The organism is Photobacterium rosenbergii (assembly GCF_033022775.1).
GTDB classification, from domain to species: Bacteria; Pseudomonadota; Gammaproteobacteria; order Enterobacterales; family Vibrionaceae; genus Photobacterium; species Photobacterium rosenbergii_A.
In genome coordinates this window covers 12,471-34,319 of record NZ_JAWJZI010000004.1, presented here as the reverse complement: position 1 = coordinate 34,319, position 21,849 = coordinate 12,471, and the positions used below count along the sequence as shown (strand labels likewise).

The 21,849-nt window shown below is 46.0% G+C and carries 15 protein-coding genes; 7 read left to right on the top strand and 8 right to left on the bottom strand.

What is annotated here, in order from left to right; all coding sequences use genetic code 11:
- Window positions 1–4: 4 nt before the first annotated feature.
- From R2X38_RS11065 to R2X38_RS11040, 6 genes are all read right to left on the bottom strand, one after another.
- Window positions 5–1,501: a sulfatase gene (locus R2X38_RS11065; RefSeq protein WP_317522290.1), complete on the bottom strand. Its 1,497-nt coding sequence runs from the start codon at window positions 1,499–1,501 to the stop codon at window positions 5–7.
- Window positions 1,502–1,550: 49 nt separating this feature from the next.
- A complete protein-coding gene (locus R2X38_RS11060; RefSeq protein ID WP_317522289.1) occupies window positions 1,551–2,861 on the bottom strand; it encodes an anaerobic sulfatase maturase in 1,311 nt (436 codons plus the stop codon).
- A 308-nt stretch (window positions 2,862–3,169) separates the two neighbouring features.
- A complete protein-coding gene (locus tag R2X38_RS11055) occupies window positions 3,170–4,579 on the bottom strand; it encodes a sulfatase (protein ID WP_317522288.1) in 1,410 nt (469 codons plus the stop codon).
- A gap of 57 nt (window positions 4,580–4,636) precedes the next feature.
- Complete coding sequence (locus R2X38_RS11050) at window positions 4,637–6,052, bottom strand: sulfatase-like hydrolase/transferase (RefSeq protein ID WP_317522287.1); 1,416 nt, start codon at window positions 6,050–6,052, stop codon at window positions 4,637–4,639.
- 67 nt (window positions 6,053–6,119) lie between these two features.
- Window positions 6,120–7,604, bottom strand: coding sequence for a putative glycoside hydrolase (locus R2X38_RS11045; protein ID WP_317522286.1), 1,485 nt, complete (start codon window positions 7,602–7,604; stop codon window positions 6,120–6,122).
- 46 nt (window positions 7,605–7,650) lie between these two features.
- Window positions 7,651–8,082 (bottom strand): hypothetical protein, encoded by a 432-nt coding sequence (locus tag R2X38_RS11040; protein ID WP_317522285.1) that lies wholly within the window; start codon window positions 8,080–8,082, stop codon window positions 7,651–7,653.
- A gap of 544 nt (window positions 8,083–8,626) precedes the next feature.
- Between R2X38_RS11040 and R2X38_RS11035 the strand changes: the two genes are divergently transcribed.
- From R2X38_RS11035 to R2X38_RS11005, 7 genes are all read left to right on the top strand, one after another.
- On the top strand, window positions 8,627–9,532 hold the full coding sequence (locus tag R2X38_RS11035) for a hypothetical protein (RefSeq protein ID WP_317522284.1): 906 nt from the start codon (window positions 8,627–8,629) through the stop codon (window positions 9,530–9,532).
- 465 nt (window positions 9,533–9,997) lie between these two features.
- Window positions 9,998–11,737, top strand: a complete 1,740-nt coding sequence (locus tag R2X38_RS11030; RefSeq protein ID WP_317522283.1) for a sulfatase — start codon at window positions 9,998–10,000, stop codon at window positions 11,735–11,737.
- 200 nt (window positions 11,738–11,937) lie between these two features.
- Window positions 11,938–13,260, top strand: coding sequence for a hypothetical protein (locus R2X38_RS11025; RefSeq protein ID WP_317522282.1), 1,323 nt, complete (start codon window positions 11,938–11,940; stop codon window positions 13,258–13,260).
- A 417-nt stretch (window positions 13,261–13,677) separates the two neighbouring features.
- Complete coding sequence (locus R2X38_RS11020; protein ID WP_317522281.1) at window positions 13,678–15,393, top strand: sulfatase; 1,716 nt, start codon at window positions 13,678–13,680, stop codon at window positions 15,391–15,393.
- Window positions 15,394–15,584: 191 nt separating this feature from the next.
- On the top strand, window positions 15,585–16,904 hold the full coding sequence (locus R2X38_RS11015) for a hypothetical protein (protein WP_317522280.1): 1,320 nt from the start codon (window positions 15,585–15,587) through the stop codon (window positions 16,902–16,904).
- Between the two features lie 144 nt (window positions 16,905–17,048).
- Window positions 17,049–18,629, top strand: coding sequence for a tetrathionate reductase family octaheme c-type cytochrome (locus tag R2X38_RS11010; RefSeq protein WP_317522279.1), 1,581 nt, complete (start codon window positions 17,049–17,051; stop codon window positions 18,627–18,629).
- Window positions 18,630–18,632: 3 nt separating this feature from the next.
- Complete coding sequence (locus R2X38_RS11005; protein WP_317522278.1) at window positions 18,633–19,256, top strand: cytochrome b/b6 domain-containing protein; 624 nt, start codon at window positions 18,633–18,635, stop codon at window positions 19,254–19,256.
- 98 nt (window positions 19,257–19,354) lie between these two features.
- On the opposite strand, the gene R2X38_RS11000 is transcribed toward R2X38_RS11005, so the two are convergent.
- Window positions 19,355–19,807 carry a septal ring lytic transglycosylase RlpA family protein gene (locus R2X38_RS11000; protein ID WP_317522277.1) on the bottom strand — a complete coding sequence of 151 codons (453 nt, stop codon included), beginning with the start codon at window positions 19,805–19,807 and terminating at the stop codon, window positions 19,355–19,357.
- 238 nt (window positions 19,808–20,045) lie between these two features.
- Window positions 20,046–21,767: a sulfatase gene (locus tag R2X38_RS10995; protein WP_317522276.1), complete on the bottom strand. Its 1,722-nt coding sequence runs from the start codon at window positions 21,765–21,767 to the stop codon at window positions 20,046–20,048.
- Between the last annotated feature and the right edge of the window lie 82 nt (window positions 21,768–21,849).

The window sequence follows — 21,849 nt, the reverse complement described above, 5'->3', positions numbered from 1 at the left end:
TTAATTATTTCATTTGCTGATTAAACTCTTTCACGTTTATTCTTTTGCCATCGTTAAAGCCCATATTTCGATTGGTTGGTTTTTCACTGAGTTTATTTATAGGCAGAGTCGCTTCCCAAGCATCAAATTTATCTTTCAACGCTTGAGCCATATTGGGTTTATCGTTAGCTAGGTCATGCCATTCACCCGGATCGTTTTCCATATCAAACAAGCGGATAGTACGTGGACCATTGTCATCATTGACGGCAAGCTTCCACTGGCCATCTCGGATGGCATAGTCATTATCCCTGCGCCAGTATAGAGTTTGATGCGGTTCACCGTCTTTTTCCCCCAATAAATAAGGGAAAAGATCAACGCCATCGAAAGGGATAGCGTCAGCGTCAGTGGTTGCTTCTATTTCATTAATACCAAAACGGGCGGCAATGGTCGGGAATATATCTAACGAGCTAACCATAGGCTCATATTTCATTCCCGGTTTTATTTGAGCGGGGTAATGAATAATAAATGGCACTCTAATTCCTCCTTCATACGTATCCCCTTTAAAACCATTAAATGGCCCAGGGCTAGACATGGTTGTTTCCCCTCGCTTTTTCTTGCGAGGTTGTTCAAAACCTTGTCCGGAAGGTGTGCCGTTATCACTCATGAAAAAGACTAGCGTGTCTTTATCAAGCTGGTGGGATTTCAGTGTATCCATAATGGCACCGATGCCATCATCCAATACTAATGTTTGTGCAGCAAAGAAACGCCGCTCTTCATGATGAACATCAAGGTGATCCAATCGCTCGATATACCCGTCAGGCACTTGCCATGGGTGGTGAACGGCAAAATGGGCAACATGAAGGAAGAAAGGTTTGTCAGCATTGTTTTCAATAAAGGCTACGGCTTCGTCGGTAAATAACTCGGTCAGATAGCCATTACTTTCTTGGATCGGCGGCTCTGTTTCAGTGTTACGGTAAAGAGGGGACAGCCACGGCTTGCCCCCTTCCTCTGAATCTGAAAACATGTAGTTGTGCGAACCGCCATGGAAGCCATAAAAAAAGTCAGCCCCGCGTTCATTCGGCCTGCCGGTGGGTTCACCCATATGCCATTTGCCAATGACGCCGGTGGTGTAACCCAGATCCTGCATCATCTCCATCATCAGAGGCTGGCTTCTTGGCACATTGTTTTGAGCAAAGTTGCCGTAAACTCCAAAACGTTGCTGGTAGACACCAGTCAACAACCCAGCCCGCGATGGGCCACACACCGAGGCGCTGACATAAGCTTGGGGGAAATGGACTCCTCCGGCTGCTAGCGCATCAATATTTGGGGTATGGATATCATCGAAACCGTGATAACCGACATCACCCCAGCCTTGGTCATCGGTATAAATTACAATGACGTTCGGTTGGCTTTTCAGGTTATCGCGTGGCGGCTCAACCTGTTGGTCTGCTAGGCTATTACCCGAGTAAATCAAGCCTGCAATCGCAAAAGCTAATGAGGTCCTTTTCTTGTTTCCTTGCATGTTTAACTTCATTGAATACAGGCTCGTAAATTACTGAGTGATAATCGACTTATACAATTTGGCAGCAGCGCTTAACTTTCTTGCCGCTACCGCATGGGCAAGGAGAGTTACGGCCACCGGTAAAGGTGTTAGCTACCATCTTCTTCTGAAGATCGAGATAGATAATGTCCGAAGCCGGGCGGCCGCGCATCAGTAGGTCGCGCATCTGCTTCATCTTGGTCTCGGTATGTTTGAAGAAGGCATAGTAGCCGGCACAGAAGTAGCTATGGCCTTCTTGGCCTGCCTCTGAGCGAGCAAAGCGGTGTTTAGGACAACCACCATGACATTGCATGCGGTATGGGCAACGACGGCACTGCAGGGTGAGCTTGTCTTTCTTATCCATACCGAACTTAACTGCTTTGTCGGTCTGGTTCAGATCGCGGATAGGATCACTGTGAATATTCCCCAGCTTGTGCTCTGGGTAAACGAAGTGGTCACAGTTATACATGTCGCCGTTTGATTCAAGAATGAAGGCATGGCCACAGGTTTCTGACTGTACACAAATGCCTGATGGCTCGTTGCACCATGTTGCTAGGGTTGAGTCGAAGGTATTGACGAAGATACGGCCGACGTCTTTCTTAACCCAACGGTCGAATACGCGGTTAAGGAATTCACCGTAGGCCAGTGACGGTACTGACCATTCGGTTACGTCCGCTTCTGCCTGGTATTCAGGGCTGACTAGGAATAGCCCTTCTTCTGTTTCCTGTTCGGCTTCGCGCTCTACGATTGGGATGAACTGCAAGAAGGTCGAGCCAATACCCACCAGGAAGTCATAAACTTCTTCAGGGTATTTGACGTTTTCACTGTTTAGCACGGTCAAGGTGTTGAAATCGACACCGTGCTTTTTCATCTTGGTGATAGCTGCCATGACCTTTTCGTGGCTAGCCTTGCCAGCACGGGTTACACGGAAATGGTCATGCAGACGGGCAGGTCCGTCAATGGAAACACCAATCAGGAAATTGTTCTGTTTGAAAAACTCACACCATTCATCATCAATCAGCAAACCGTTGGTTTGGAAGGCATTGGTAATACGGTGGTTCTGCTGGTATTTGTGCTGAAGTTCTACCGCTTTGCGGAAGAAGTCGAGCCCCATTAGGGTTGGCTCGCCGCCTTGCCACGAAAACTCAATGGTTTCGCTTCCGCTGTTCGCATCGATATATTGCTTGACGTAAGCCTCGAGTGTTTCTTCTGACATTTGCCAGCGGCTTCTGCGCTCAGGGTAAAGTTTTTCTTTCTCAAGGTAAAAGCAGTAGGTGCAGTCAAGGTTACATACTGAGCTGCTTGGTTTCGCCATGACATGGCATTGTTTTAATGTAGACATTGCTTACCTTTTCACGTTATTTGCATAGGTTTAGGGTTAACCCAGAACGTGCCTTAGCATCTTTTCAAGGGTTAGAACGCGAAACATCAACCTATGATTTGACTACCAGTTGAGAGCGTTTATTTATTATTTTGTATAAACGTTTCGAATTGATTTGAGGTTACCGCAAAGCCTAGCGAGCCACAAATTTTGCGTGGTTTGCATCCTTGGGAATGTGAGCTGAATCTAGAATGTAGTCGAAATGATAAAACCGGGTAAAAAAAGACAGCGCATTGCGCTGCCTTTGTATTTGGTCGATTGCTTATCGATTACAGGCTGTCTAGATTTCGCCAGTTCGTTTCGACAGGGAACATATTGCGGTTCCAGCCCCACATAGCATCTTCGTTCTGGGCATCCCACGCATCCCATGCTTCTTGTAGGCGTTTCACTTGTTCTGGGTGCTCTTTCGCTAAGTCTTTCGACTCAGAAATATCGTTGCTGATATTGAACAGCTGAACACGTGGACGCTTGTTGCGAATGTTTGGCATCACCAGTTTCCAGTCGTTGTCGCGAATCGCGCCAGCCATGCTGGTGTTCCAGTACAAGAAGCGGTTTTCCAACTCTTTCTCTTCGCCTGTTAGCAGCGGCAGCAGGTTGACACCATCAAGGTTCCACTCTGCCTGAACGTCGATATTGGCTGCAGCTGCCATGGTTGGCAGGATATCCAGTGAAATGATTGGATCTTCGATAGTCTGGCCTGCAGGGATGGTTCCTGGCCAAGAGACAGCAAACGGAATACGGATCCCGCCATCCCACAAGGTGCCTTTCTGGGCGCGAAGAGGCAGGTTGTAAGACGCATTCCCCTTTGGCTTACCGCCGTTGTCCGACAGGAAGAAGACAATGGTATTTTCAGTCAGATCATTCTCTTCCAGCGTATCGAGAATACGGCCAATGTTGCGGTCGACATTGTAATTCATTGCCAGCAGCTTACGACGCTTTTCATCCTCGATATGTTCGTATCGCTTAAGATCTTCCTCTGTTGCCTGAAGCGGGCCATGAACACCGTTGAATGGCACATACAGGAAGAACGGCGAGTCTTTATGGCGCTCGATGAAGCTGATGGCTTCGGTACCGAAGCGGTCAGTCAGGTACTCGTCGAAGTTGTCGTCGACTTTGTCATTACGGTACATGACGGAGAACGGCTTCTTGGCGGCTGTCTCTTGGTTCTGCGGCCCGACAAAGTAGTTGGCTGCACCGTTGTTGAAGCCATAGAATTCGTCGAAACCACGATGGTGAGGCCAGAACTTACGCTGCTTACCATCATGGTGTTTACCAACCATACCGGTGACATAGCCTGCCTGCTGGAAGTAGTAACCGAAGTTATTGTTCAGCATCTCATCAGGCGTGCCCTGAACAATCCCTTCTTCACGGACAAAAGGCCCTGTGTTGTTGTGAAAACCAAAGCGCTGCTGGTAACGACCAGAGGTTAAACCTGCACGAGAGGGGCCACATACTGGCGCGGTAACATAGCCTGCGGTTAGTGCTGCGCCACTGGCAGCAAGGCGATCCATGTTAGGGGTTTCGACATCCTGGCTCGAGTTGTGATAACCCACATCGGCATAACCTAGATCATCGGCAAAAAGGATCACCACATTTGGCTGTGAAGGAGTTTCAGCCTGCACTGCTGCCCCACTGCCCAGTGCCGCGAGAACGGTCATGCTAATAGCGGTTTTTTTCATTATGTGTTTCATAGTGAATATCCACGTTAATTATTGTGTTTTTTAGATTCGAAAGAATTAGTTGCGACCACGCCAGCCATTGGCATGAGGAAACAGGTTGCGGTTCCAGCCCCACTTGGCTTCTTGGTTGTCGGCATCCCAGCGTTCGAAGGCAGCTAGCAGACGCTCGACTTGCTCTGGGTGTTGGGCGGCAAGGTCATTGGTTTCGCTGATATCTTCAGATATTTTGTAAAGCTCTGGCTTAGGGTGTTTTACTAGGGTGTTATGGATCACCAGTTTCCAATCGTTATCACGAATGGCACTCTTGTTGATGGTTTTCCAGTAAAGGAAGCGCTCATCCATCTCGGTCACTTCGCCAGTTAGCAATGGCAGTAAGTTTTCGCCTTCCAGTTGCCACTTTTCTTGTTGCTCAATTCCAGCCATTGCCAGTGTTGTTGGCAAGATATCAAGGGAAATCATTGGGGTGTCAATCACTTGCTTAGCTGGAATTGTTCCGCGCCAAGTGATGGTTGTCGGTACTCGAATACCTCCTTCCCAATAGGTATTCTTTGCGCCGTTTAATGGGGTATTGAATGAGCCGTTGCCGTTAGGTTTTCCGCCATTGTCAGACATGAAGATGATCATGGTGTTGTCCATCAGATCATGCTCTTCAAGCTTATCTACCATCTTGCCGATATTGAGGTCCATGTTGTAAGTCATGGCGACCATCTTGCGACGCAGTTCGTCGTCGATATGGGCAAACTTCTCCAGATCTTCTTCCTTGGCTTGCATCGGACCGTGTGAAGCATTGAAAGGTACATAGAGGAAGAATGGCTTATCATGATGGCGGTCAATAAATTCAACCGCTTCATTGCCAAAGATATCTGTGAGGTAGCCGTCAAAGTCTTCGACCAGTTCATCGTTTCGATGAATTGATGAATAAGCCCTTTCTTCGGCATTCATAGTATTAAAGCCACTGACAAAATAATCGGCAGCACCATTGTTGAAACCGTAGAATTCATCCCAGCCACGGTTATGCGGCCAGTACTTCTTGTCATCACCGTCATGGGACTTGCCAATAAAGCCTGTGACGTAGCCTGCGTCCTGGAAATAGTTGCCAATGGTTTTGGCGTTTAGGTCGAGGCCCTGAACAATGCCCGGCTCTTTGATAAAGGGCGCTGTGTTGTCATGGTAGCCATATCGCTGCTGATAGCGGCCGGTTAACAAACCGGCACGAGATGGCCCACAGACAGAAGCCGTGACATAGCCAGCGGAAAAAATCGCGCCTTCTGCAGCGATCTTGTCCATATGTGGTGTGACAATATCTTGGCTTTGGTTCTGAAAGCCCATGTCGGCATAGCCGATATCATCGACAAAGATAAAAAGTACGTTGGGTTGCTGCGGAGTAGTGGGGGCTTCTTGTGCTAAAGCCGGACCACTGAGAGCAGCTGCCACTGCGAGTGTGATCCCATGCTTTTTCATAGCTGAGTTCATGTTATTGGTGTCCTAAATGTAGAGAAAACGGCCATAGAACATGGCCGTTGAATAGTAGTGCGGGATTTTATTGTGCGTCTGGTGCCGAAGCGTCAGGGTTCATCACTAGTTTGATGTCACCAAGACCGTAGCGGAATCCTGTTAGCTGGCTGAAGTCGATGTTGCCGTCGCCGTCGTTAACCTGCACATGGGTTTCTAGCTTCTCAACATATTGCAGGGCGTTGAGGCTAACCTGGCCGTTAGCGCTGGTGAAGAAATCGCGCAGTGGGATAGCAATATCAAGTGTTTTGCCTTTATCCGCTTCTGCTGCAGTTAGGTTATATGTTACAGCTACGCTGTTGCCGTATCCGCCTGATGGTAAATCTGTTGTGTTGTTGCCCGGGCTGTAGAACTGCATGACTAGCTCTAATTCGCCTTCTGTCGGAATATTGACTGTAGCATTATTGGGAATAACAAATTCAGCCTGCAATTCACCGTTTAGCATATAGTGGCTAAGATCAAGGCGAGGCTGGGCCATATCCTTGAGGTTTGCGCCGATATCAATAGCAAAAGAGAGAATACTGCGTTTTTCTGGGTCAAACTTGTCATCGTAATAAATGCCACGGGCACGGATATCTCCAGTCGCACCGACGTTAGTTCCATTGTTTGCAATCGTAATGGAAGAGCCACGTGTAATGCGAATATCTTGTGCTTCGCCGCTTAGTTCCCAGTCGCCAGTAGCTTCGCTGAGTTTTGTATCACGCAAGATGATGGCTTCTTCTTCCGTCAGAACTTTACTGTTGTTGTTATTGTAACAACCTTGAATGTTGGCACTGGCAGGAGTTAGCGAGACGGAGTTGTTGGCCAAGCGTGCTTGGCTGAATTCATATTGGATTGCGCCTTGTGTCTCAATCGCCATAGCGATATCGACATTTGTTAAGTCTAAGCCTTCATCAATAAAGCAGTTGAGAGGTACGCGAATAAATTGGGCTTTACCTGATGCAGAAGCAATGACTGAACTGGTAATGTCTGTCGATACTTTCGTGTCGCCATTGAACATTGTTAATAGCACTGGGTTAGGGTTCTCAGGATCGTCCCCTAAATCGTAACTTAAGGTATTGACATAGAATTGGATAGAGCCACCAAGGTTTTTCTCAGCATTAAAAATGTTGGCCTTATTGATATCGTAGGCTTTGTCTGCGGAGAAAATGAGTGACGCTTTATCTTCACTTACCGTGACGGTTAGCGGATCGACATTAGCGAATTCGCCCTCGACATTGATATTGCTTGATGCTGGCAGTGGGTTGCCATCAACAGCCGTTTCGCTGCCGTCCGCATCGACTGCATACATTACGTATGGACTTTCGTAGTCTTTTGGGTCGTTGTGGTAAAGAGGAACTTGCAAACCGAGTTCGTTTGAAGCGCCACCGCTACCGCCATTACCACCGCCGCCACCACCGCCGCCGCCACCAGTGTTACCATCGCCGCTATAGTCGTAGTTATCACTTAAACAACCTGTCAGGGCGAATGCCGATACAATCAATAAAGCTAGAGAGGATTTCTTATAAGTCATTGTAGGGAACCTTTATATAAATCTTTGGGGAATTCGGTATTCAGGCTTAACCTTTTTTAGAGGCGTTGAATCGGCGTAAGTCTTCGCGGCTGATGACGCTATGCAAACCTGACTGATAAGCTCTCCAATATGGCTTACGTGCTTCACGGAAAGCATCTGTCCCTCGCCCGTGCTCTTGGATGAGCTTGGCATTTGCTTTTGCCATATCCGCTTTTAGCTGCTTAACTTTGTCGGCATCACTTTGGCTAAGTTCCAAGAAAACTTGCATCTCGTGGACTTCGGCAGAGATGCGCTTTTGATCTCTTGGTGCAAGGTCATTGTATGCAAGAGCCTGGCTTGAAATAAGCATTAATAGTGCAGTAGAGCAGGTAGCAATCATTTTTTTCATAGCGGAATCTCCAAGAAGACCTGAGTCATAAAAACGTTTCAACTGAATGTTGGGTGAAACATACATAAGATATTTAAACGGTTCAATCACCAGCCCCTCAACAAGAAAAAAATATGACAGTTTTTAATGAATTTTGTGATGTGACTCTTGTTAAAGCCTTATTTATAGCAATTAAAGATCTACCTCATACATATGAAGCGTTACTTTGCTTTCATTCTGTAGCCAAAGCTAAGAGTATATTTGCGTACAAATTGACTCAAAAGAGTTTGGTTGTAAATTATTGTTTTTAAATGGTTAGATTGTTAGGAGCGATAACTTGCATGTGATTTGGTTCATATTGTTAAAAATTAGAATTAATATGAATATTCATGTTTTTTATGATTATATCAATCAAACCAAGGGCTTATATATTAATTTAGCAGATTAGTGCTTTCTTTGACTTCTTAGTCGAAACGTTTATCTTTGTGCGTATCAAATAGATGGCTGCATGATTAAGAATTTTGTTACTCATTTAATAACTCCAGTCATCAATTACAAAATTTAGCGAGTTATAATTATCCGATACGTGGGCAGGGTTAAAATGAATAAAAAATTGATATTAAGCATAGGGACGTTATTGCTTTCTGGTGGGGTTTTGGCATCTCCCACTAATTCAAGTTCTTACCAGATCGATATGGATGGTGATGTCGATACTATTCAAGTTAGTTCTGATTCGAGTGCGAGCCAGAGAAAAACAAACTTTTTCACCGGTTTGGTTTATAACCAAACTGTATTCGACTGGCAACCAAAGCGCGAGTCAGTTCGTTTTGTTTATCTTGATGGCTCGACGCGTATTAATCAAAACTTCCGTTTTCGTCATGTACTGTCAGAGTCTTGGGTTAAGCCAACACCGGATAGTTCTACACAGCATGGTAATATTAACTTTACCTTGGCTCCTCGTTATGAGCAGTGGGTGAGCCCTAGCTTTAGCTGGTTTGCTGAGCCGGTATTTATTCGTCAGACTGAAGCATCTTCTTCCAACACGAGCTATGAGCTGAAGTTCAAGCCTGGCGCGCAGTTCACTTTTGGCCAGCACTTTATCTCGACCACCGCGGACTATGCCATTAAGTGGCGCGAACGCTACGGGGACAATAACGATAGCGGTCATTGGGATTCGTATTCAATGGATGTGAACTACGTCAACCGCTACAGCCGTAGTATGAATTTCGGTATCAGCGGTAGTTACAGTGCCACCCCTGATAATGATGTGAGTGGCCGTCGCCGCAACCACAATTTTAAACCGTTCGTACGTGTACGTCATATGTATGATATTACAACTGAACTGAATACAGTCATTGGTAGAGAAGAAAGTGGGCCTTACTGGAATGGTTATGACTATGTAAGATTCAATGTTAATAACAACAAGCGACTAACCAATAATTTACGCTTGGTGGCCAATTTCCAATATGGTGATAACAAGCGGGTATATAATGGTGGCTTCGGTAAAAATGGCGATAAGCAGGAAATGCAGGTCCGTATTGGTGCCAACATCACTTTGTAAAGATTAACTAAAATAAAAAGGAGGATTTCCTCCTTTTTATTTATGGCTTATATAATCGGGACTTTTTCTTTTTAAATCAGAATATTTCCATTGTTCATTCTTCCTATCAATATAGATCAGCTTACAATAAAACTTTACAGGTTTGTTGCGAGCTGATCTTTGCTCGTAAAATATATGTCTAATTGTTTCTAGCAATAGATGCTCACTTTCTCCTACCTCATTATTCTCATCATTTTTTATGTCATAACTCCTTGTTTCCATTTTTGTTTTGATTACATTGTTTTACGTGCTTCACAAAAATGAAATCATGGTTTGAATGAGCCTGTTGAAACGTTTATATTGAGGGTGTTCACTCATCACGCATACATTGATTGTTGTCCTTAGCTAATATTTGACCGGGAAATCTTTGCTGGACGTTCAATACTTGATGCTAGTTTATGATAAATAAAAGGTTTTATTCTACCTATGGATTTTCAATACTCTAAATTAGTCAAGGGGATGGCGGTGCTGGTGGCAGCGAATGTTGCCATGCCTGAAACCGTCGAAGCTGCGCCTGTTTCGACGGAACAGCCAAATATTGTTTTTATTTTTTCTGACGACCATGCCAACCGCGCTATCAGTGCTTACGGCTCTGATCTGATTCAAACGCCAAATATCGACCGGATTGCCAATGAAGGGGCGATTTTCGAAAATACCTTTGTCGGCAACTCAATCTGTCAACCTAGCCGTGCCTCGGTGATGACGGGTAAGCATTCACACAAAAATGGAGTGACAGACAACACGGCACGCTGGAATCCAAATCAGCTTGCCTTCCCCAAGCTGCTGGAAAACGTAGGTTACGATACTGCGCTCATCGGAAAGTGGCACATGCGGCCAACACCGGTCAAGGAATTTGGCTATTCCTTGGTTCTTAACGGTTCAGGCCGTCAGGGCACTTACTACCAGCCTGAATTTGTCGATCAGAAGGGCAAAACAACGGTTGTGGAAGGCTACTCGGCAGACGTTATTACTGACATGTCCCTAGACTGGATGAAGCAACACGCGGATTCTGACAAACCCTTCTTAATCAAGATCCAATACAAAGCGCCACACACGCCGCGCCGCCCAGCGCTAAGACACCTGACTACGTTTAAAGAGCATGTTTTCCCTGAGCCTACCACCTTGCATGACGATTACAGTACCCGTGGTGATCATGCCCAGCGTGCTTGGATGCAGCTTTATGGTATGGGACCTGTGGGTATTAATGCATTCCCACCGGCAGCGACCACGCCAGAGCGCAAGCAGGTGCGTGAAGAGTGGTTGGCGAGTATGAACCCTCGTGAGCTTAAAAAACATGAAGAGTGGATGAATCGGATGAATAAGGAGCAGCGTGATGCCTGGCATGCTGCTTATGATGACATCAATGTTGAGTACTGGGAGATGCAAAAAGATCCTAAGTACGCCAGACAGAGAGGAAATCTCACTACCGAGCAAAAAGCAGACCGCCTAAGCTACATGTATCAGCGCTTCATGCGTGATTACGCTGCGACAGTATTGGGGATTGATGAGAACGTAGGTCGCGTACTGGATTATATTGATGAAGCGGGCATTGCCGATAACACCATTGTGGTTTACAGCTCGGACCAAAGCTTCTTCATTGGTGAGCACGGTTGGGCTGAGAAGCGTTACATGTATGAAGAAGGGATGAAAATGCCATTCTTGATCCGTTGGCCTGGGCACATTGAAGCTGGCCTGCGTCCGGACGCCATGATTCAAAACATCGACTTTGCGCCAACATTCCTTGATTCAGCAGGTGTAGCGATTCCTGAGGAGATGCAAGGCAAGTCATTCAAAGCTTTGCTAGAAGGCAAGGTATCTGATGAGCAATGGCATAAAGAGCGTCCTGCCGTCTACTACCACTACTACATGCATGGTGCACATAACGTTCCAAGGCATGATGGTGTGAGAACGGAGCGATATAAGCTGATTGACTTCTATTCGCAGAATGGCGGCAAAGGGGAATTCGAGCTTTATGACTTGGAGAAAGATCCTTACGAAGTCAATAACGTCTATGCCGACCCTAATTACGCAGACGTTCGCGAAATGATGCATGGCCAGTTGAAAGAAGCTCGAAATAAATATGAGGTTCCTGACGATGTGTTTGAAGTGCCATATGTTTATATGAATCGTAAAGAGCGTCGTGAACTCGGCCTGATTAAGAACTAAGTTATTGTTTTAAAGGTGTTTATTTAAGGCTTGTCATGCTGTCTTTGGCAAGCCTTTTTTAATTTACAAACTGCAACAATTAAATCGCGTGACCTATCGCACACTCTATCCCCGCTATGATTTGAATACTCAGTCGAAACGTTTATATTTGTGGTCAGAGATTACTTTAGCGTATCCCTTTTAAAGTTGAAGGAATAGAAATGAAAAAGAAGTTAGCTGCGCTGCTGATCGGTACCATGCTGCTGCCAGGTATGGCTTTCGCTGAAACAGCAGCGAATGAAACGGTCATCAGCGAATCAGTGAAAAGCGATCAAGAGATCATTGATAGCCTTTACCGTGGTGGCTATGCCTACTGGCAGCAACTGCGAAACGAGAATGGCACCTATGAAGATAAGCTATTCCTAAATGGTGACCGTAGCTACGTCGGCTCTATTGCCAACTCAGGTATGGGTCTGGTTGCCCTTACTATCGGCCACGCTAACGGCTGGGAGCCTGAAGCGGAAGAGCTTGCTCTGGTAACATTGCGCAAGCTTGCGGGGCGTGATCCGAACTTCACGGTACCACAGAACGCCACTAACACCTTTATTCATTTCTACAATACCCAAACGGGCGAAGCGGTTGGGGATGACTGGAGCCCAGTTGACAGTGCCATCATGATTTATGGTGCATTGTTCGTTAAGAACTACTTCAGCGAAAACAAGGAAATTGCTGAGCTTGCTGACTTCTTGTACCGCAATACAGATTTAACCCAGTATATTGCTGATGTACGTACTGGCCGTATCTACCTAGCACAGCATACCGACGGTACGTTTAAGCCGCACCGTACTAAAGCATTCAATGAATATATGCTTGTGGCAGGTATTGCCAACCAGCAGGCTAAAGATTTAGATAATGCAGTAAATGCGAGCAACGCGAAGAAATTCTGGGATATTTGGTACGCATCAACCAAATATTTACCGGTTGCTGAATATAACGGTATTCCAGTCCTTTCAGAAGGCAAAACATGGTTTACCTCGCAGTTTAATTTCTTATTCAATAATTACTTGATGCATGACTTCTCTAATCATCCAGAGTTTGTTACTGCGCTTGAAAATTCAGCAAAAGCCGATTTTTCTTTCTGGCGAGATGTCGATGTTGAAGGGGTTGAATTAAAAGAATATGAATGGGGTAGTGGTGCAGGTTCCTGTCCAAATGGATATTGTGTTGACCGTTTCCATTTCGAAGGTGATCGCCAGTTTAACCATAACTTAGTGGTTTCTCCACATATCCTTGCTGGTTATATTCCATTTAATGATAGGGCGAAAGCTGATTTGATTTCGACTTATCGTGATAACACTATAAATGCCAAACATGAGCTTGAAGGTGGCTATGAAATCTTGTGGCGTTATAGCCATGACCAGCCGGAATGGAAAGCGGAATTTATTGAAGGTGTTGATTTCTCGACATTTTTGTTTGGCATTGCTGCAATGCCTGAGCACTTAGGTATGGAGTTCTTCAATAAATACAACAACTACTTCGAGTAGTAGATGTATTTAGCTGTTTCTTAGGGTAATTTTCAATCTTTGCATCATTGTTGTTTGCTCCCAATCGAATTGGTTGGGAGCTTTTTTTATTAACATAAAATAAATTTTGACAGCTGTTTTTATTACCAGTTAACAGCCATAAACATTTTATTACAGGTGAATCGTGGTGTTATTGATAGTACTTAACCCGGATCACACTTTAAGTCTGTTTAATTGACGCTTCCTGTCGAAACGTTTATATTTTGTGTTGTGAAAAGGACATGATTCACCCGATGCGATTAACTTGTCAGCTTGGCCTGTTATTTACTGAGTCGTCGTGCACGGAAATGCACTTATCGTTGTTTTATCGCTATGCGTAAAAGTAAAAAATGGCTTGGTGACATCAAGTTGTTTAATCTTATATTAGGCAAGGACAATATGAATATTAAACGCTCAACCCTTTCGAAGGGGATTGGCTTATTATTGGCTTCGTCTGCAATGACCAGTGTTGCAGCTGAGCAAGAAAGACCAAACATTCTATTTATTTTTTCTGATGACCATGCCAACCAGGCTATCAGTGCATACAACCCGACTTTAGGTCAAACACCGAACATTGATCGTATTGCCAATGAAGGGGCAATTTTCGAGCGCGCTTTCGTCACCAACTCTATTTGTCAGCCAAGCCGTGCATCGGTAATGTCTGGTAAGCATTCTCACAAGAACGGCGTGCTTGATAACACCTCTCGTTGGAACCCAAATCAGGTTATCTTTCCTAAACTACTGGAAGAAAGTGGTTATGATACTGCCCTGATTGGTAAGTGGCACATGCACCCGACTCCGGTTAATGAGTTTGGCTATTCACTTGTACTGAATGGCGCTGGTGGCCAGGGTACTTACTACAACCCAGAGTTTATTGATCAAGAAGGCAAAACTCGGGTTTTCGAAGGTTACTCGACAGATTTGATCACGGACATGTCGTTGGAGTGGCTTGAAGAGTCTTGGGATGAAGATAAGCCATTCTTGCTAAAAGTTCAGTACAAAGCACCACATACACCACGACGCCCGCCGCCACGCCATATGGCGACTTTCATGGATCATAACTTCCCGATCCCTGATACCTTGTTTGACGACTACAAAACACGTGGCGAGCACGCAGAGAATGCTTGGATGCAGCTATACGGTATGACGCCGGTAGGCATCAATGCCTTCCCACCTGCACCGACGACGCCTGAGAAAGCCCGTGTTCGTGAAGAGTGGATAAAGAGCATGGATGGTGACCAGCGCTGGCACTTCGATCAGTGGATGAACCGCCTGACTGACGAGCAGAAAGCGGCATTCCACGAAGCGTACGATGACGTCAACGTCGATTACTGGGAGAAAATGAAAGACCCAATGTACAAGCGTCGTTGGGGTAATGTTCCACGTGATCTGAAAGTTGCCCGTACTGAGTACATGTATCAGCGTTTCATGCGTGATTACATGGGTACGGTAATGACGATTGATGAAAACGTTGGTCGTATTCTTGATTACCTAGACGAAAGTGGCCTGGCAGAAAATACTATCGTTGTTTATAGCTCGGATCAGAGCTTTTTCATCGGTGAGCATGGTTGGGCTGAGAAGCGCTACATGTACGAAGAAGGTTTCAAGATGCCATTTATGATCCGCTGGCCGGGTCAGATCGCACCTAACCAGCGTCCACAGGCAATGATCCAGAATATGGACTTTGGCCCAACGTTCCTTGATGCTGCTGGATTACCAACACCTGAAGAAATGCAGGGTAAATCATTCCTGAAAGTACTTAAGGGCCAGACCTCTGATGCCCAGTGGCAGGAAGAGCGCCCAGTGGTTTACTATCACTACTACATGGAAGGTGCACATAACGTACCTCGCCATGACGGTGTTCGCAGCGACCGCTACAAGCTGATTGACTTCTACTCGCAGAATGAAGGTAAAGGCTTTTTTGAGCTGTACGATTTGGTGAAGGATCCAAATGAAGTGAACAATGTTTACGAAGATCCTGAGTACGCAGAAGTGCGTGCCATGATGACCACTGAGCTTGAGAATGCCCGTGAGCGTTATGATGTGCCTGAAGATTACTTCGAAGCGCCATACCCGTTCATGAATAGCGAGGAGCGTAAAAAGCTGGGCTTTTAATCTGCCACTTTTAAATTAAACGCAAAATCGAACAGTCTAATAGAAATTGCCCTTCATGCGCTATGTATGGGGGGCTTTTTTTTTATGGACTGTTGTTACAGGCACAAATCATAAATAGGACTTGATGAGTTAAGAGAAGCTTATGGTATGTTCGGCCAATACCTGATTGACTCTTTTAAGTATTTTAGACTATGTCACAACACACCCGAGCTTCTACTTCATCTCACTCACCTAAAGCAATAGGCGCTAAAATTACCGAGTTGGCATTGCGCGAGCACTTTTATCCTTCTGGTTTTGAGCAAGAGCTACAAAACAATTTGGATTTCTTTTTAGATGGAGTTGGTGTCGATGAACATGCAAAGGTGCCATACGATACCTTGTTTGTCACAGGTTCTGATATTGACCCGCAAAACTACGTCAATACCACCGAGATCGGGTTGTACCTCAATATCCTGACTGAGGCTCACTTAAACGGCAATGAAGCAGCTCTCGTTAGGATCAATGAAACATTAGATGTTTTACTGGGCGCGCCAAACTGGAATGGTTTGTTCTACTGGCCATACGATATTGTCGAAGGCCAACTACAGCCGCAAGATGAGGGGATAGTCCCTGCGGTGGATAATGCGAATTTGGCTTTTGCGCTGGCAGCGGTATCGGGCGCTTACCTCGATTCAGGTGATGAGTTAGCGATAAGTGCTGTGACTAAAATTGATGAGATTTTGCAGAGGCAAGTGCCCGGCTGGCAACAGCTCTATGATCCAAAAAAGGATCTACTGTATGCCGGTTGGTCAACGAAAGACAGGGCTCCTCTTGGCTATTACATTGACCGCAAAGCCAATGAAAGCCGCTTGGCCCCGCTTTGGGCCCATTTGATCACCAAAGGCACCTGTCACCCTGTTCCCCAGTCAGCTTTTAATAATATGGAGCTGTATACCGGCTCTTTCGAAGTTAACCGACAGACACTCAAACCTATGCTGACTTGGGACGGGGCGTATTTCCAAGGCATGTTGCCGGCCATCTGGCTCAATGAAAAGCAGCTTATTCCGGATTATTCGATAATCGAAGATATGACGAAGGTACAGCTAAGCCATTCGGAGCAAAACAATATTCCTTTTGTATCTTCAGCTGCTACAACCGATGACAGTTATGCTGCTTTTGGTGTGCCCGAACTTTCCGAGGCGTCGGTCCGTTTTTGCTTGTCTATTGCGGGGGGGAATACCGGAACACCTCATGCGACGGCTTTGTCTTATATGGTTAATACCGAAGATGCGGTAACTGCTCTCCAATCTATTAAAAAGCGGCACCCAAACATTGAGTCGCCATATGGCTGGTTTGATGCCGTTGATACCACTGGAAAGATGTCGACAAAGCTGATCTCACTTGATCAAGGGATGTTCGTCTGTGCTTTCCTTGCAACGAGTATCAACCATCAGGTTGATACTTACCTTAAACGATTTGGTTACTATCAGGATGTGGTTGATATGTATCAGTCGTTCACGTCGGATTCTTAAATGAAAAAGCTGTGACCTAACGCATAGGTTGGGTATTTTTCGCCCGTCTTTTTTGACTTGGAACAAATCTGCTTTCAATTGTATTGGCAATCTAGCATTAGCGATCACTTAATTAAGAAACGGCTAATGTAAGGAGGCGCTACAATGGATTGGATTACATTCTCGATACGGTGTCGGACTGTTTGCGTTGCAGCTATTTTTCTCCTGCCCCTTCAAATTATGGCCTCGACCGCCGATCACACCACTTTCGAACAGCTTAAGGGGCCTTTTGAGCGCGCAGAGCAAGTTACCCAAGCCTGTCTGGATTGCCACACCGAAGCCGGAGAGCAATTACAGCAGTCCACACACTGGACCTGGCAACATGGCCTAGCGGGTAGTGATGCCATGTACGGCAAAACAAACGTCGTCAATAACTTCTGCATTGCTACCGCTTCCAATGAACCACGCTGCACCAGTTGCCATGCCGGTTATGGTTGGAAGGATGATAGTTTTGACTTCACCAAGCATGAAAGTGTCGACTGCCTGATCTGTCACGAGCAATCTGGGCAGTACCGGAAGTTCCCGACCGATGCTGGCCACCCCAACTATGTCGACAAGGAGTGGCCGAAAGGCTCTGGTAAGATGTTACCTGCGGTTGACTTAGCCATGGCCGCCCAAAGTGTTGCCACCCCAGATATTGAAAATTGTGGTGCTTGCCACTTTTTCGGTGGAGGCGGGGACTCGGTAAAACATGGTGATATGGACTCAACTCTTTTTAGCGCATCACCAGAGCTGGATGTCCACTTATCTGAGCAGGGCGCGAATCTGAAATGTCAAGACTGCCATACCACAAGCAATCACCAAACCAAAGGCTCGCGCTATTCCATGCTGGCGAAAGATACCTCAGGGATCGATATTCCCGGCCACAGTGATTTTAGCCGGGCAAGCTGCGAATCCTGCCATGGTATCGAGCCGCATCAAGGCTCCCGAAATGCCATTCGCCTCAACCAACACGTCGACAACATCGCTTGCCAGACTTGCCATATTCCTGAGTTCGCCCGGGAAAAAGCCACCAAGACATTTTGGGACTGGTCAACCGCAGGTGACAAGAGCCGCCCAGTCACCAAAGACCAATGGGGCAACGTAACCTATACCCCGAAAAAAGGGGACTTTGTCTGGGAAATGAATGTCGTACCAGAATATGAGTGTTTCAACGGCGATATTGACTACACCGTTGTCGGTGAGAAAGTCACAGCTAATGAGGCCGGCATTATTGCGTTAACGACCCCGCAAGGACGTTGCGGCGATGATGATTCCCGGATTTGGCCATTCAAGGTGATGAAAGGCAAACAGCCCTACGATAGCGCAAACCAAATCATGGTCACACCGCATCTATTCGGTAAAGACAAAGCCGCATACTGGAAGACCTATGATTGGGATGCCTCGGCACAAGCTGGGATGGAGGCCAGTGGTGAAAGCTTTAGTGGCCAGCTCGAGTTTATCAACACCGAATACCATTTCCCAATTACCCATATGGTAGCTCCCGCGGACAAAGCGTTGGACTGCCAGTCTTGCCATAGCCCGGAAGGCCGGATGGTCAAATTGGCGGGCTTCCATATTCCCGGTCAATCCGTTTCCTTCAAAGGCAGCCACTATCTGTGGTGGTTGGTCGTGCTAACGCTTGGGGTCGTGTGCATTCATGCACTGTTGCGAGTGATCGTCCCAAACAAAAAAGACAAGGAGTAAGTTATGCGTCAGATGATTTACAAACGGTTTGAGCGTTTCTGGCATTGGTCGCAAAGCTTGCTGATGTTGGCCATGTTAGTCACAGGGTTTGAAATCCATGGCACCTTTAGCTGGCTGGGTTTCGAACAAGCACTGCTGTGGCATGAGGTGGGGGCACTTGCCTTGATCATTCTTTGGTTGTTTGCCATTTTCTGGCATTTCACCACAGGGGAGTGGCGGCAATACATCCCAACCACGGAGAAGTTGATGACTGTGATTCGTTATTACAGTAAGGATATCTTCTTCGGCAAACCTCACCCCTATAAGGCGACACCGGAGCGCAAACACAACCCACTACAGCGTTTCTCTTACTTGGGTTTCAAATTGCTATTGGCTCCTGTCATTTGGCTATCGGGCTTATTGCTGCTTGCCTATCCCTTTGGGCTGGAAGTGTTCTCATTGGCCACGCTGTCAGCCGTGCACCTGGTCGCTGCGTTTTTGATCCTGATTTTCCTAATCGTACATGTCTATATGACAACAACAGGACCGACACCTCTGAGCCATATCAAAACCATGTTCACTGGTTATGAAGAACCTCAGGAACAAGGCAATAAAGAACCCACACAGTCAACCAAGAAAACGGTGTAGTTGTGCCTAAACCCATGGCGATTTCCCCCTGAAATCGCCATCAACTTTGTGCAGCAGCCTGCTGCACAAAGTAGCCCAGGGTATATTGGGGTAGAGGATTAGTGCTTGTACCTAAAGGTATTACTATCATCAATGATTTCAATTTTGACCGGCGCTAATCCTTTCTTGATGTCACCTATTTGTTCAAATGACCTATGAGAAAGGTCAATGACTCGGCCTTTCGCAAAGGGACCTCGATCATTGATTTTGACGTCAACCGTTTTGTTATTGGCTGTATTTGTAACCCTCACGATAGCCCCAAAAGGTAAGGTTCTATGAGCTGCGGTATAGGCTCTCATGTCATACCGCTCACCACTTGCAGTGAGCTTTCCGTGGTATTTGTTACCGTACCACGAAGCATGACCAGCAAGCTGATGTGACTTTGCGTAATTCTTTGTTTTTTCATTATTGATAGCCGTTGTTGACGAACAGCCAACCAGCAAAGTTAGGGTGAGAGCCGTAAAGGCGAGGTTTAATTTCTTCATCCTATTTGGATACTCAATCTTCTTCATGTCATGTTTGTCTTAGTTGATCATCGGATATGACTCGCCGATTTTGACACGAACTGTGTTTCGTTCGGTCATGGTTAAGAAAGATTTGGGGACAATCCTTGCTTTTCCTTCCTTATAGAAAGCTAAGACAAAAAAATACCCCGTTGAAAACGTTGCTATATTAGACGCTGCTTTCATTGGGGTATTGCTTTTACGGTATAGCTTTTGGGGGTATTTGCTTTAGTTAGAAACTACTTTTTTAAAAGCCTAGCGCTTTTCGCTCCTTGCGGTTCATGTACGGATAAGGTGCTTCGAAAACATCATTGGGTACTTTGTATTCGGCACGGGCTTTTTTCAGCTCAGCCATCATGCTGTCACGCACATCTTTGTACTTAGGATCTTCGAACACGTTGTTTACTTCGTTTGGATCCGCCTTCAAATCATAAAGTTCGAACCAACCTTTTCCGCTGTTCTGAGAGTAGAAATCGATCAGTTTGTATTGATCACTTCTTACACCATCATGACGAGGAACGTTGTGGCCACCTTCCATGTAGTAGTGGTAGTACACGATAGGGCGCTCTTGCTGCCACTGGGCATCGCTTTCTTTGCCAGTCAGCACATCAAGGAATGATTTACCCTGCATTTCACCTGGTACTTTTGCTCCTGCTGCAGTGAGGAAAGTCGGTGCAAAGTCGATATTTTGGATCATTGCCTCAGGTTTTGAGTGGGCAGGGATCTTCCCTGGCCAACGGATCACAAACGGCATCTTCATTCCCGGCTCATACATGTAGCGTTTTTCCGCCCAGCCGTGCTCACCGATAAAGAAGCTCTGATCTGAGCTATAAACGACAATGGTGTTTTTAGCGAGATCGTTTTCATCCAACCAGTCAAGAATACGGCCGACGTTTTCGTCAACTGCAGTCACTGATGCCATATAATCTCTCATGAAACGTTGGTAGATGTATTCGGCACGGATCCGTTTCTCGTCTTCTGGCACATTGCCGTATCGCACTTTGTATGGCGGAGATTGGATTTTCTTCCAGTAATCCACATTGATGTCATCGTAAGCTTTGTGCCAAGCGTCGCGCTGCTCATCGGTCATACGCGCCATCCAGCCTTCAAATGCTATACGCTTTTGCTTGGTCAGGCTCTTAATCCATTCATCTCGGATTTCAGCACGCTCTGGCGTTGTTGGCGCTGGTGGGAAAGCATTAATACCTTCACCAGACATGCCATAGAGTTTCATCCACGCTTTGTTGGCATGCTCACCACGGGTTTCATAATTGTCGAACAATGTTTCAGGTAGTGGGAATGTTTTGTCTTTAAACAGTTCCAGGTGGCGCAATGGTGGGCGACGCGGTGTATGCGGCGACTTAAACTGAACTTTTAGCAAAAATGGCTTGTCGGCATCACGCTGATGCTCCAACCACTCGATAGATTGGTCGGTAATCACATCGGTCGAGTAACCTTGAACTGTAGTGATATTACCTTCGTTATCGATAAATTCTGGTTGGTAATAGGTCCCTTGGCGGCCATGCCCATTGAGGACGTTTGAGTAGCCAAACTCATAGACCGGGGCAGGGTTCATGTGCCATTTACCAATCAAGGCTGTTTGATAGCCGACATCTTCCAGCAGGTGGGTGTAGATAGTCTGATTCGGGTTCCAACGTGACGTATTGTCGATAACACCATTTAGGTGCGAGTGCTTACCGGTCAGGATAGTTGCACGGCTTGGTTGGCAAATGGAGTTGCCGACAAAGGTGTTCTCGAAAATAGCCCCCTCATTAGCAATGCGGTCAATGTTAGGGGTGTTCACAAACTGATCATTGTAGGCACTGATAGCTTGTGTAGAGTGGTCATCGGAAAAAATAAACAGAATGTTAGGTTGTTCGTAGGTGGCAGCAACACTTTGAGAAGAAATAGCACCAGCGGCTAACAGCACACCTATTCCTTTGGATAAAGTCGAGCGCTTAATTTTCATATTATCCTGCTTTGATTTTGTTAATAATAAATGGTTTTCCAACCAGTTGGTTTCAGGCATTGTTTGATGTATTAGCAAATGA